This window comes from Paractinoplanes toevensis (assembly GCF_018332695.1).
Lineage (GTDB): Bacteria > Actinomycetota > Actinomycetes > Mycobacteriales > Micromonosporaceae > Actinoplanes > Actinoplanes toevensis.
Map to the genome: position 1 here is coordinate 29,556 of NZ_BOQN01000083.1, position 13,395 is coordinate 42,950.

Below are 13,395 nucleotides of genomic sequence, written 5' to 3' on the forward strand. Positions count from 1 at the left end.
TTTGACGAGAGGGCGGCCGTTCGGCCGCCCTCTCGTTTTTTGTCCGAAAGGGTGAAAGTGACCAAGCACAGTGTCGCCGTGATCGGCGCGGGCAAGCTCGGCGAGCTGGTCCTCTCCGGACTGCTGCGCTCCGGCTGGCCGGCGAGCCAGTTGCTGGCCACCACCCGCCGCCCCGAGCGCGCGACCGAGCTGGCCGAGCGCTACGGCATCCGGCCGGTGCTCAACCTGACCGCGATCACCCAGGCCGACGTGCTGCTGATCGCGGTGAAGCCGCAGGACGCGGCGAAACTGCTGGACGACTTCGGCATGAAGGTGCCGCCGGACAAGCTGGTGGTCTCGCTCTGCGCGGGGCTGCCGACCAGCTTCTTCGCCGAGCGGCTGCCCGGCGGCATCCCGGTGGTGCGGGTCATGACCAACACCCCGGCGCTGGTCGACCAGGCGATGACGGTGATCTCCCCGGGACCGTACGCGACCGAGGAGCACCTGGCCCTCACCGAGGAGATCTTCAAGCCGGTCGGCAAGACCATGCGGGTGCCCGAGTCGCAGCAGGACGCGGTGACCGCGTTGTCCGGCTCCGGGCCGGCCTACTTCTACCTCCTGGTCGAGGCCATGATCGACGCCGGCATCCTGCTCGGGCTGCCGCGCCAGATCGCGCACGAGCTGATCGTGCAGACCGCGATCGGCTCGGCCGTGATGCTGCGCGACTCCGGCGAGCACCCGGTCAAGCTGCGCGAGGCGGTCACCTCACCGGCCGGCACGACCATCTCGGCGATCCGCAAGCTGGAGGATCACGGCGTACGCGCTGCTTTCCTCTCCGCGCTGGAGGCGGCGCGGGACCGCGCCGCCGAGATCGCCACGCAGATGTCGGCGCCTAATACCAAATAGCGATCTTCGAACCGTTGTTCTCCTCGGGCGGCGAGGGGTGGCTCAGGGCCGTGCCGGTCGCCATCCGGTGGGCCGACCAGGCGACCGCGGCCGCGTCCAGGATGTCGTCGGGCGGGGCCTGACCGGCCGGGCCGATCTGATCGGGCAGCACGATGCCGTTGCGGGCCAGCAACTCCCGCCGGCGCGCCTGACCGGCCCATGTCTTCTTCGCGTACGCCAAGGGCTCGCCCGCCATGGTGCGGAAGGAGACCTCGGGGTGCGCCTCGAAGAGCAGGCCCGGATGCCGTTCCCAGATCGCGTTGGCCTCCAGCAGCTTGGGCCGTAGGGCCCAGGACTGCCGGCTGAGGCCGGCCCCGGTCAGGTCGCGGCAGAGGCGGTTGGCCGCGGCGAAGTCCGCCTCCATCCAGACCTGGCGGGGCGGCACCCGGAAGATGCTGCCGCGGCGCGGGCCGAGTTGGTCGGCGGCGAGGGTGTCGGCGGCACGCCATTTGTCGGGCAGCATGCCGAGGGGGATATCGACACCGATGACCGCTGCACCGGAGCTGTTCGCGACGATCTCGTAGAGCGAGGCGGCGAGCACCGCACGGCCGAACGCGCCGTCGCGCAGCTCGACACCGACCCAACCCAGGGCGTATGCGTCGACGCCGATCACGTGGATGCTCATCGGCTTTTGGACCCTCGGCCACCGGTACGGGCGTCGATGTCGACGTCGAAGATGGTCATGACGGCAGACTACGCGCTGTGCCCGTTCGTGTGCACCCTGTACATCTCGGCGCGGGGAAGTTAAGACCGTGATTAATCCAGGTCCCGCATCTTGACGGTGGTGAATACCTGTGACTACCGTCTCCCTCACGGACTTTTTGGAAACTTTCCTAACTGTTCACATCCCCCTTGAGGAGACGAAGTGCAGAAATCCCTCCGCCGCGCTCTCTGGGCCGGGGTGATCGTCGCGGCCGCCACCGCCACGGTCCCCGTGGTCCAGGCGTCAGCCGCTGCGGCCTGTGCCCCCGCCTGGTCCTCAACCGCCGTGTACGTCAAGGACAACACCGCGTCCCAGAACGGCCACAACTACACCGCCAAGTGGTGGACTCAGAACGAGTCCCCGGCCACGCACAGCGGACAGTGGGACGTCTGGATCGACGGTGGCGCCTGCGGCGGAACCACCCCGACCACGCCGCCGACCACCACCCCCACGACGGCTCCGACGACGTCGCCCACCACGTCGCCGACCACCGCACCCACCACGGCGCCCCCGGGCACCAGCGGCAAGAACGTCGTCGGCTACTTCGCCGAGTGGGGCGTCTACGGCCGCAACTACCACGTCAAGAACCTGGTGACCTCGGGCTCCGCCGCCAAGCTGACGCACATCCTCTACGCGTTCGGCAACACCACCGGCGGCACCTGCTCGATCGGTGACTCGTACGCCGACTACGACCGCGCCTACTCGGCGGCCGAGAGCGTCGACGGCGTCGCCGACACCTGGGACACCGGCGCGCTGCGCGGCTCGTTCAACCAGCTGCGCAAGCTCAAGAAGCAGTACCCGAACCTCAAGGTGATCTGGTCGTTCGGCGGCTGGACCTGGTCCGGCGGCTTCACCCAGGCCGCGGCGAACCCGACCAACTTCGCCAACTCCTGCTACAACCTGGTCAAGGACTCCCGCTGGTCGGACGTCTTCGACGGCATCGACATCGACTGGGAGTACCCGAACGCCTGTGGCCTGTCCTGCGACGCCAGCGGGCCGGCCGCCTACAACAACGTGATCACCGCGCTGCGGAACAAGTTCGGCTCGTCCTTCCTGATCACCTCGGCGATCTCGGCGGACGGCTCGAACGGCGGCAAGCTCGACGTGGCCGACTACGCGTCCGGCATCGCGAAGCTGAACCTGGTCTTCCCGATGACGTACGACTACTTCGGCGCGTTCGCCCCGCAGGGCCCGACCGCCCCGCACTCGCCGCTCACCTCGTACTCCGGCATCCCGACCGCCGGTTTCTACTCGGACGCGGCGATCCAGAAGCTGAAGAGCAAGGGCGTTCCGGCCAGCAAGATGCTGCTCGGCATCGGCTTCTACGGCCGCGGCTGGACCGGCGTCAGCCAGGCGGCACCCGGCGGCTCGGCCACCGGCGCGGCGCCCGGAACGTACGAGGCGGGCATCGAGGACTACAAGGTCCTCAAGTCCAGCTGCCCGGCCACCGGCACGGTCGCCGGCACCGCCTACGCCAAGTGCGGCAGTAACTGGTGGAGCTACGACACCCCGTCGACGGTCGCCGGCAAGATGACCTACGTGAAGCAGCAGGGTCTCGGCGGCGCGTTCTTCTGGGAGTTCTCCGGTGACACCAGCAACGGCGAGTTGATCTCCGCGATCAAGAACAACCTCTAGGCGTACGCCTAACGAATCTCATCTCCTCAGGTGAGAAGCGGGGCACCGGGCGCAAGCTCGGTGCCCCGCTTTCGTAGGCTTGGCGGCATGCGCCGTGAGTGGCACCAGCTGAGTTACCCCGGGGTCGGTAACCCGGCCTTCCAGACCTCCCGCCCGTCCGACGACTCGGCCGAGGACGCCGCGCTCGGCCTCGATCGATGGCGTGACCTGCCCCGCGTGCAGATGCCACCGTGGGCGGACATGGCTGAGGTCGCCTCGGTCTGCAAGGTGCTCGACAACGTCCCGTCCATCGTCGCGCCCTACGAGGTCGACCAGTTGCGGGCCAAGCTCGCCGAGGTGTGCGAGGGGCGCGCGTTCCTGCTCCAGGGCGGTGACTGCGCCGAGACGTTCGAGGCCAACACCGAGAGCCACCTGCTCGCCAACGCCCGCACCCTGTTGCAGATGGCGGTCGTGCTCACCTACGGCGCGTCGATGCCGGTGGTGAAGGTGGCCCGGGTCGCCGGGCAGTACACGAAGCCCCGCTCGGCGCCGACCGATTCGCTCGGCCTGCCCGCCTACCGCGGCGACCTGATCAACTCGCTCGAGCCGAACGAGGAGGCCCGGGTCGCCGACCCCCAACGAATGATCCGGGCGTACGCCAACTCGGCCGCCGCGATGAACATGCTCCGGGCCTACCTGTCCGGTGGCCTCGCCGACCTGAACGGCCTGCACGACTGGAACAAGGACTTCGTCCGGGCTTCGCCGGCCGGCGAGCGCTACGAGGCGATCGCCCGGGAGATCGACCGCGCGCTCGACTTCATCCGGGCCTGCGGCATGACCGACAACGAGGCGCTGCGCACGGTCAGCCTGTACTGCTCGCACGAGGCCCTCGCCCTGGAGTACGACCGGGCGCTGGCCCGGGTCAGCGACGGCAAGGCGTACGGCCTGAGTGGTCATTTCCTCTGGGTGGGCGAACGCACCCGGCAGCTGGACCACGCGCACATCGATTTCATCAGCCGGATCGCCAACCCGATCGGCGTGAAGCTCGGCCCCGGCACGTCGCCGGACACCGCGATCGAGCTGTGCGAGAAGCTCAACCCGGACAACATCCCCGGCCGGCTCACCCTGATCAGCCGGATGGGTAACGGCCGGGTGCGCGACGCGCTGCCGCCGATCGTCGAGAAGGTCACCGCGACCGGTGCCAAGGTCGTCTGGCAGTGCGACCCGATGCACGGCAACACCCACGAGTCGTCCAACGGCTACAAGACCCGGCACTTCGACCGGATCGTCGACGAGGTGCTCGGCTACTTCGAGGTGCACCGCGGCCTCGGCACCCACCCGGGCGGCATCCACATCGAGCTGACCGGCGAGGACGTCACCGAGTGCCTGGGCGGCGCGCAGGGCATCGAGGATCTCGACCTGCCGGACCGTTACGAGACGGCCTGCGACCCGCGGCTGAACACCCAGCAGAGCCTGGAACTGGCCTTCCTGGTGGCGGAGATGCTCCGTGGCTGACCTGCGATCCGACACCGTCACCCGGCCGTCGATCGCGATGCGGCGGGCGATGGCCGAGGCCATCGTGGGCGACGACGTCTTCGGCGACGACCCCACGGTCAACGCCCTCGAAGCCCGGGTGGCCGCGATGTTCGGGCACGAGGCGGCGCTGTTCGCGCCGTCCGGCACGATGGCCAACCAGATCGCCCTCCAGCTGGTCGTGCCCCCGGGCGGCGAGCTGCTGGCCGGCGGCGACGCGCACGTCCTGGTGTACGAGATGGGCGCGGCCGCGGTGGTCGGCGGCATCTCGTCGCGCACCTGGGGTTCGGTCGGGGCCGACCTCGACCCCGCCCAGATCGGCGCGATGGTGCGCAAGCCGGGCGGTTACACGGTGGCGACCCGGGCCATCGCCGTCGAGCAGACCCACAACCTGGGCGGCGGGGGAGTGGTGCCGCTGCCCACTCTGCAGGCGCTGCGCGACATCGCCGACCAGCACGAGATCGCCCTGCACTGCGACGGCGCCCGGATCTGGCACGCGCACGTCGCCGACGGGGTGCCCCTCGACACCTACGGCCGCCTGTTCGACACGCTCTCAGTGTGCCTGTCCAAGGGCCTCGGCGCGCCGGTCGGCTCGCTGGTCATCGGCAGCGCCGACCGCATCGCCCAGGCCCGGATCATCCGCAAGCGGCTGGGCGGTGGCATGCGGCAGGTCGGCATCCTCGCGGCGGCGGCGGACTACGCGCTGACCCACAACATCACCCGGCTGGCCGAGGACCACGAGCGCGCCCAGCGAGTGGCGGTGGCCCTCGCCAAGTACGGGGTGGTCGACCCCACCCAGGTCCGCACCAACCTGATTCTGGTCGACCTGAGCGGCACCCGGCTGGACGCGGCGTCGTTCGTCGCCCGGGCGGCCGCCCAGGACGTCCACATCGCCGCGATGCTGCCGCACCTGGCCCGCATCGTGACCCACCTGGACGTCGACGACAACGCCCTCGATCGGGCGATCACGGTACTGACGGGGATCCTCGCCGAGGAGGCGTGACATGCCCGAGCCGATCGTGGTGGCCCGGGCCGCCGACGGCCTGCAGGCACACTTCCCCGATGTGGTCCGGCTGCCCGGCGGCGGGCTTCTGGCGGCCTACCGGGAGGGCACCGGCCACATCAGCCACGAGGGCCGGATCGCCGTGGTGTCCTCCGCCGACGACGGGCAGACCTGGAGCCGGCCGCGGGTCGTGGTCGACGGCGCACACGACGACCGCGACCCGAAACTGGCCGTCCTCTCCGACGGCACCGTCCTGCTGAGCTACTTCGTCCTGGAGTGGACCGGCGAGCGAACGCACGAAAACCACGGCGTCCAGGTGCGGCGCAGCACCGACGGCGGCCACACCTGGTCGCACGCGGTGCAGGCCGGCAGCCACTGGTGGGCGTCACACGGGGCCGCCGTCGAACTGCCCGGCGGCGACCTGCTCCTGCCGGTCTACAACCGCCCGCCCGGCGAGAAATGGCACCGGGCCGTGGTGGTCCGCAGCACCGACGGCGGCCACACCTGGCCGGCGTCGTCCGAGGTCTCGCTGGCGCTGGGCAAGACGTTCCACTTCCAGGAGCCGACCCTGACCGTCCTGGACGGCCAGATCGTGGCCCTGATCCGGACCACGGTCGAGCACGCGTACCTCTCCCGCTCGACCGACAACGGCCGCACCTGGACCGCCCCCGCCCCCACCGACATGCCGGCCTCCTCCCACCACGCGCTGCGCCTGGCGAGCGGCGAGGTCCTGGTCACCTACGGCGACCTGGCCAAGCGCTTCGCCGACCACCGCGCGACGGTGGGCCGCCTGATCCGGCGCCCGCTGGAGACCTGGAACGGTTACCGCGACATCCCGCTGTACGACTCCGGCCACCCCGACCAGGCCAACCCGTCCAGCGTGGAGCTGTCCCCGGGCCGTTTCCTGACCCTGGGCTTCGACATCCCGGCCGCCACGGTCGTCGCGGTCCGCACCTCGGCGGAGGACTATCCGTAGCGGCCGGGCCGGGTCAGCCGATGGGGTTCCAGCCGTCGGCGCCCGCGAGGTATTTCTGCGGGGTGTAGTTCGCGGCCTGGGCGTCGGTCAGCTGGGGGCGGTTGCCGTTGACGGTCGCGCCCGAACCGGTGTTCTTGTATTCGTAGAACCGGGCGTTCTGCCAGGTGTTGGTGGACATGTTGACCCACGGCTGTGCGGTGGCGATGGTCGCGCTCAGCGACGACTCGCGGTAGAGCACCTGCGCGCCCTGACCCCACGGCCGGCCCAGCGTGGTGGTGTTGCCGGTCGCGCCGGTGATCGTCGACTTGTAGATCAGGAAGCCGTACGTCTGGGTCGCCGGGGTGTTGGCCGCGGTGATCGGGCCGCCGGTGCTGCGCTTCTCGTAGATCTGGCAGGCGTTGAAGACCGCCTGGCCGTTGCCGTAGATGAAGTCGACGGTGCCTTCGATGTAGGAGTTCGCGATGTACGCCCGGGCGCTGTTGTAGATCAGCAGGGTGTCCTGGTCGGCGGTGATCCGGACGTTCTTGAGGACCGCCTTGTCGCCGTAGAGGGCCAGCGCGAGCGCCTGCGACGCGGCCACCGTCTCGTCGTAGTCGTTGTTGAACGTCAGGTTGGTGGCGTTGAACTCCTTGGCCTGCACGTAGACCGTGGCCGAGCCGGTGGTCCCGGCGGTGGAGGCGGGCTTGTTGTTGACGATCACCGTGTTCGCCGGGCCGGAGCCGAGGCCCTGGAAGGTGATGAACGGCTTGTTCGACGGGATGACCACGCTCTCCCGGTAGGTGCCGGCCTTGATCGCGATCGTCACCCGGGCGGTGTTGCCGGCCGGCACGGCGTCGACCGCGGCCTGGACCGTCGTGTACTGCCCGGTGCCGTCCTTGGCCACGACCAGGCTGCCGGCCGGGGCGGTGCTACCGACCGGGCTGAACGCCCACTGCTTGTTGGAGTTGGCGGTGCAGGTCTCCTGGATGATCGCCCCGCCGGAGGCGGTGGACGCGTCCTTGTCGGAGATGCACAGGCCGCTGCCGACCCCGATGATCTGGTACGTGCCGGTGCCGCTCGCGACCAGCCGCCACTGCTGGTTGGTCTGGCTCGACACGCACGTGTACTGCTGCAGCTGCACGCCGGACGCGGTGGAGTAGTTCGGTACGTCGATGCACTTGCCGCTCTTGACGTTGACCAGTTGGTAGTTCGAGCCGGACGCGACCAGCTTGAACTGCTGCCAGGTCGCGCCGTCCGTGCAGCCCCACTGCTGCAGCAGCGCGCTGTTGGCGGTCGACCCGGCGGTCACGTCGATGCACATGCCGCTCTTGGTCACCGCCAGCTGATACGTCGTGCCGGCGACCGGGGCGGCGGCCGCCTCCGACGGCAGTGCCGCGTAGCCGATCAGGGCGCCGGGGACGGCCAGCGCCACGGCGGCCATGAGCAGCCGCATTCTCCTTCTGTTGCCTGACATCCGCGGGTCTCTCCTCCGGTAGCGAAACGGGCGGCCCCACCGGCCGAGGACGACCCGGGGAGCTACCTGGTAGTGCGACCGGCGAGCGGCGGATAACGAAAACCGGATATTAGTTTCATGGATTGACTTAATTGCGTTCAGCTGCCTAGCCTCCTCCCGAAGACATCGAGGGAGGACGATATGGCGCGTCATCGGACCAGGGCCGCCGTGCTGATCGCCGGACTGCTGGCGGCCGGGATCATCCCGGTCACACCGGCCCGGGCGGCCGCACCACCCACCCCGGCCTATCTCGACACGCGGTACTCGTTCACCGAACGGGCCGCCGATCTGGTGTCCCGGATGACGCTCCCGGAGAAGGTCGCGCAGCTGCACACCAACAGCGCGCCGGCCATCCCGCGCCTGGGCGTCCAGCAGTACACGTACTGGAACGAGGGCCAGCACGGCGTCAACCGGCTCGGCGGCAACGCCCGGCACGGCAGCGTCGGCGGCGGCGTGCACGCGACCAGCTTCCCGACCAACCTGGCCACCTCGATGTCCTGGGACCCGGAGCTGATCTACCGCGAGACCACCGCGATCTCGGACGAGGCTCGCGGTCTGCTCGACCGGTCACTGTGGGGGACCGGCCAGAACAACATCGGACCCGACCCCACCGCGTACGGGAACCTGACCTACTGGGCGCCGACCGTCAACATGGCCCGCGATCCCCGGTGGGGCCGCAACGACGAGGGTTTCGGTGAGGACCCGGTGCTGACCGCGACCCTGGCCGGCGCGTACGTCAACGGCTACCAGGGGCAGACCCGGTCCGGCGAGCGGCTGACGCCGTACCTGAAGACCGCGGCCACCGCCAAGCACTTCGCGCTGAACAACGTCGAGGCGACCCGGCAGTCCGGCAGCTCCGACACCACCGAGGCGAACATCCGCAACTACTACACGCCGCAGTTCCGCAGCCTCGTCCAGGACGCCCACGTGTCCGGCCTGATGACCGCGTACAACCGGGTCAACGGCACCCCCGCGCCGGCCGACACCTACCTGGCCAACCTGCTGGCCGAGCGGACCTGGGGATTCGGCGGCTACACCACCTCGGACTGCGGTGCCATCACCGACATCTGGGCGAGCAACCGGCACAACTGGGCGCCGCCGGGCTGGACCACCACCACCGCGAACGGCGCGACGACCTGGACGAACACCGCGGCCGGCCGGCAGCTCTCCGGCGCGGCGGGCGGGCAGGCCTGGGCGCTGCGGGCCGGCACCCAGCTCAACTGCAAGGGCGACGAGTACACCCTGGCGAACGTCGTGGAAGCGATCGGTGCGGGCGTGCTCAGCGAGGGCGTGCTCGACGACGCCCTGGTCCGGGTCTTCACCACCCGGATGGCCACCGGCGAGTTCGACCCGCCCGCCGAGGTGGCCTGGACCGCCATCAAGAAAGACCAGATCGAGAGTACGGATCACCAGCGTCTCGCCGAGCAGGTGGCGGCCAACTCGCTGGTCCTGCTGAAGAACGACGGGCCGCTGCTGCCCGCCGACCCGGCCCGGACCGACCACGTCGTGGTGGTCGGCGACCTAGCCGGCAAGGTCACCCTCGGCGGCTACTCCGGTGAACCGTCCGTGCAGGTCAACGCGGTGCAGGGGATCCAGAAGGCGCTGCCCGGGGCCACCGTCACCTTCGACGCCTGCGCTACCTCGACCACCGCCACCACGCCGGCCGCCTGCGACGCGCGGACCCTGGCCGACCTGGCGTCCGCCGACCTGGTCGTGGTCGTCGCGGGCACCGACCTCAACGTGGCGACCGAGGGCCGCGACCGCTCCACCCTGGCGCTGCCCGGCAACTACCGGTCGCTGATCGACCAGGTCGGCGCGGCCGGCAACCCGCGGACCGTGCTGGCCCTGCAGGCGAGCGGGCCGCTGGCCATCGAGGACGTACAGCAGAAGTTCCCGGCGATCGTCTTCGGCGCCTACAACGGGCAGAGCCAGGGCACCGCGCTGGCCGACGTGCTCTTCGGCCGGCAGAACCCCAGCGGGCACCTGAGCTTCACCTGGTACCGGGACGACGCCCAGCTGCCCGGCATCGAGAACTACGGGCTCACCCCCGGCCAGACCGGCGGGCTCGGCCGCACCTACCAGTACTTCACCGGCACCCCGAGCTACCCGTTCGGCTACGGCCTGAGCTACACCACTTTCGCGTACGGGCCGGTCCGCGCCGACCGCACCAGCACGACACCCGACGGGCGGATCACCGTCCGGTTCGACGTCACGAACACCGGCACCGCGGCCGGCGCCACGGTCGCCCAGCTGTACGCGACCGCACCGGCCGTACCCGGCGTCGACCTGCCGGCCGAACGGCTGGCCGGCTTCCGGAAGACCGGGATCCTGCAACCGGGCGAACACGAGACCGTCACCATCCCGGTCCAGGCCGCCGACCTGGCCTTCTACGACGAGCGGCAGCGTAGGCAGGTGGTCTACAACGGCCGCTACCGGTTCCAGGTGGGCGCCGACGCGGTGCACGTGGCCGGATCCGCCGACGTCCGCATCCACGGTCGCATCACCCCGCGGATCACGTCGGTGACCGTGCAACCCGACCGGGTGCAACTCAGCCCCGGCGACACCCTCGACCTGCGCGGCCGGAACCCGTGGATCGCCGACGACACCGCCCGGCCCGGCGAGCACCCCCGGGCCGACGGGGTGATCGAGGCCGTCCGCAACGACGAGTCGTTCGCCGACCTGGACCGCACCCGGGTGACCTTCCGCAGCGGTAACCCGCGGGTCGCCACGGTCAGCCCGTCCGGCCGGATCACCGCGGTCGCGGCCGGCGTGACCACCGTCGCGGTGACCGTCGGCGGCGTCACCGGCACCGCCCCGATCGTGGTCAAGCAGCCGTTCACCCTCGACGTCCCGGCCCTGACCACGGCCGGGAGCGCCGTCACCGCCACGGCCACCCTGCCCAACCCCGGCCGGGTCCCGCTGACCGGCGTGACGCTCGGCATCGACGCTCCCGCCGGCTGGACGGTGACCGCCGATGGCCCGACCGCTTTCGCGTCCGTCGCCCCCGGCGGGACCGCGCGGGCCTCGTGGACCCTCACCCCCGCCGACCGGCCCGGGCGGTACGACGTGACCGCCCAGGCCACCTTCCGCAGCACCAGTGGCCTCGCCACCGCCTCGGCCGCCCGGACCGTCACCCTGCCGTTCCCGTCCCTCGCCGCGGCGTACGGCAACGCTGGTGTCAGCGACGACACCCAGCCGGCGGCCGGCAACCTCGACGGCGGCGGCTACTCCTACTCCGCGCAGGCCCTGGCCGCGGCGACGCCGGCCCTCACCCCCGGGGCCGGCTTCACTCACGACGGCCTCGAGTTCACCTGGCCGGAGGCCGCGCCCGGCACCGCCGGCAACGTGGTGGCCGGCGGCCAGACCATCGAGCTGACCGGTTCCGGCACCACGCTCGGGCTGGTCGGCACCGGCGTCAGCGGCACCGCCTCCGGCCCGGCGACCATCACCTACACCGACGGCACCACGCAGCCGTTCACCCTGACCTTCGCCGACTGGTACGCCAACGCGCCGGCCGCCGGGGGCGACATCGTCACGTCGCTCGCCTACCACAACACGGCGAGCGGCCGGCGCGATCGCAAGGTCAGCCTCTACTTCACGTCAGTTCCGCTCGACCCGGCCAAGACGGTCCGCTACCTCACCCTGCCCGACATCAGCCAGGGCGTGACCGCCAGCCAGACCAGCATGCACCTCTTCGCCACCGCCATCGGCCTGGCTACCGGCACCGGCTGAGTCGCGGGGCCCGCTCGGGGTCAGCGGCGGGTGGCGCAGCAGCAGGGCCGTGATTCCGAAGGCGGCGACGACGAAGCCGGCCGCCACCAGGAATGCCCGGACGTAGCCGTCGTGCAGCGCAGCCACCTCGGTGGAGGCCCCGGTGCGGTTGGCGGCGACCACGGCCAGGATCGACAGGCCGAGGGCGCCGCCGGCCTGCTGGGCGGTGTTGGTGAAGCCGGAGACCGTGCCGGTGTCGGCCGGGGCGGCGCCCGCCATGGCCAGCATGATGATCGCGGGGACGGTGATGCCCACGCCCAGGCCCATCACGATCAGCGGCGGGAGCATGTCGGCCACATAGGACACGTCCACCGGCATCCGGGCCAGGAGCAGCAGGCCCACCAGGAAGAGGGACAGCCCCGCCAGCAGGACCCGGCGCGGCCCGAAACGGCCCGTCACCCGCGGCGCCACGAACAGCGAGACGACGCCGATCACCAGCGGCGTCGGCAGGAACGCGAGGCCGGTGCCGAGAGCGTCGTAGCCCATCACCCGCTGCACGAACAGGGCGTTCAGGAACTGGAACCCCATGCCGGTCGCGAAGATCAGCAGGACCGCGGCGTTCGCCGTCAGGAGCCACGGGCGCGACAGCACGCGCAGGGCGATCAGCGGGCGGCGGGCGTACCGCTGCCGCAGCAGGAACGCGGCGATCAGCAGCGGCGCCAGCACACCGGCGAGAGGCGAGCTCGCGATGATCGCGTACACCCCGGCGGAAAGGCCCGCGGTGATCAGCGCCGCCCCCGGAAGATCCAGGCCCGCGGCGAAGCCCGGGCCGGTCTCGCGCGGCAGCAGCCGCCGGCCGGCCAGATACACGGCGACACCGATCGGCACGTTGATCAGGAAGATGGCGGGCCAGCTGACCGCATCGGTGAGGACGCCGCCGGCCACGAAGCCGAGCGCCGCGCCACCCGCCTGGGTGAAGCTGTAGATGCCCATCGCCCGCGCCTGCGCGCCCGGCTCCGGGAACAGCCGCACGATCATGCCGATGACCACGGCCGCGGCCAGGGCGCCGCCCGCACCCTGAACGAACCGCCCGGCCACCAGCCACCCGGCCGTGGGCGCCAGCCCGCACAGCAGGCTGGCCACGGTGAACAGGGCCAGCCCGGCGAGGAAGACCCGCCAGGCGCCGAGGAGATCGCCGAGCCGCCCGGCCAGCAGCAACAGGCCGGCGAAGGCGACCAGGTAGGCATTGACCACCCAGGACACCCCGGCCGCCGAGAACCCCAGCTCACGTTGAATGTCCGGGACAGCGACGGCGACGATCGTGCTGTCCAGCACGATCATCAGCGACATGGCGCAGAGCACGGCAAGGGCGGCCGCGCGATGGTTCACGGAAGGGCTCATGACCCGACCGTAACAGATAATCCGTTAGCGGACTATCT

At 70.8% G+C, this 13,395-nt stretch carries 8 protein-coding genes and 1 pseudogene; 6 read left to right on the top strand and 3 right to left on the bottom strand.

Features of this window, described 5'->3' with window-relative positions:
• Nucleotides 1-57 precede the first annotated feature (57 nt).
• A complete protein-coding gene (proC, locus tag Ato02nite_RS31315; RefSeq protein ID WP_438873084.1) occupies nucleotides 58-885 on the top strand; it encodes a pyrroline-5-carboxylate reductase in 828 nt (275 codons plus the stop codon).
• On the opposite strand, the gene Ato02nite_RS31320 is transcribed toward proC, so the two are convergent.
• The gene (locus tag Ato02nite_RS31320) at nucleotides 872-1,549 is read right to left on the bottom strand and encodes a DUF429 domain-containing protein (RefSeq protein ID WP_213010268.1); all 678 of its coding nucleotides are present in this window, start codon (nucleotides 1,547-1,549) and stop codon (nucleotides 872-874) included. The genes proC and Ato02nite_RS31320 overlap by 14 nt on opposite strands.
• Before the next feature lie 240 nt (nucleotides 1,550-1,789).
• Between Ato02nite_RS31320 and Ato02nite_RS31325 the strand changes: the two genes are divergently transcribed.
• The 4 genes from Ato02nite_RS31325 (at nucleotide 1,790) to Ato02nite_RS31340 (ending at nucleotide 6,753) form a co-directional block, all read left to right on the top strand.
• Nucleotides 1,790-3,262: a glycosyl hydrolase family 18 protein gene (locus Ato02nite_RS31325; protein WP_213010269.1), complete on the top strand. Its 1,473-nt coding sequence runs from the start codon at nucleotides 1,790-1,792 to the stop codon at nucleotides 3,260-3,262.
• A gap of 87 nt (nucleotides 3,263-3,349) precedes the next feature.
• Nucleotides 3,350-4,756, top strand: a complete 1,407-nt coding sequence (locus Ato02nite_RS31330; RefSeq protein ID WP_213010270.1) for a class II 3-deoxy-7-phosphoheptulonate synthase — start codon at nucleotides 3,350-3,352, stop codon at nucleotides 4,754-4,756.
• Nucleotides 4,749-5,777 (top strand): threonine aldolase family protein, encoded by a 1,029-nt coding sequence (locus Ato02nite_RS31335; protein WP_213010271.1) that lies wholly within the window; start codon nucleotides 4,749-4,751, stop codon nucleotides 5,775-5,777. Before Ato02nite_RS31330 ends, Ato02nite_RS31335 begins: the two co-directional genes overlap by 8 nt.
• Before the next feature lies 1 nt (nucleotide 5,778).
• The gene (locus Ato02nite_RS31340) at nucleotides 5,779-6,753 is read left to right on the top strand and encodes a sialidase family protein (RefSeq protein ID WP_213010272.1); all 975 of its coding nucleotides are present in this window, start codon (nucleotides 5,779-5,781) and stop codon (nucleotides 6,751-6,753) included.
• Nucleotides 6,754-6,766: 13 nt separating this feature from the next.
• Here Ato02nite_RS31340 and Ato02nite_RS31345 read toward each other — a convergent pair whose 3' ends face one another.
• Nucleotides 6,767-8,185 carry a pectinesterase family protein gene (locus Ato02nite_RS31345; RefSeq protein ID WP_246607630.1) on the bottom strand — a complete coding sequence of 473 codons (1,419 nt, stop codon included), beginning with the start codon at nucleotides 8,183-8,185 and terminating at the stop codon, nucleotides 6,767-6,769.
• A gap of 552 nt (nucleotides 8,186-8,737) precedes the next feature.
• Between Ato02nite_RS31345 and Ato02nite_RS31350 the strand changes: the two are divergent.
• Nucleotides 8,738-11,320 (top strand): annotated as a pseudogene (locus Ato02nite_RS31350) (glycoside hydrolase family 3 C-terminal domain-containing protein); the annotation flags it as partial.
• Nucleotides 11,321-11,845: 525 nt separating this feature from the next.
• Here Ato02nite_RS31350 and Ato02nite_RS31355 read toward each other — a convergent pair.
• Complete coding sequence (locus Ato02nite_RS31355) at nucleotides 11,846-13,357, bottom strand: MFS transporter (protein WP_246607633.1); 1,512 nt, start codon at nucleotides 13,355-13,357, stop codon at nucleotides 11,846-11,848.
• Between the last annotated feature and the right edge of the window lie 38 nt (nucleotides 13,358-13,395).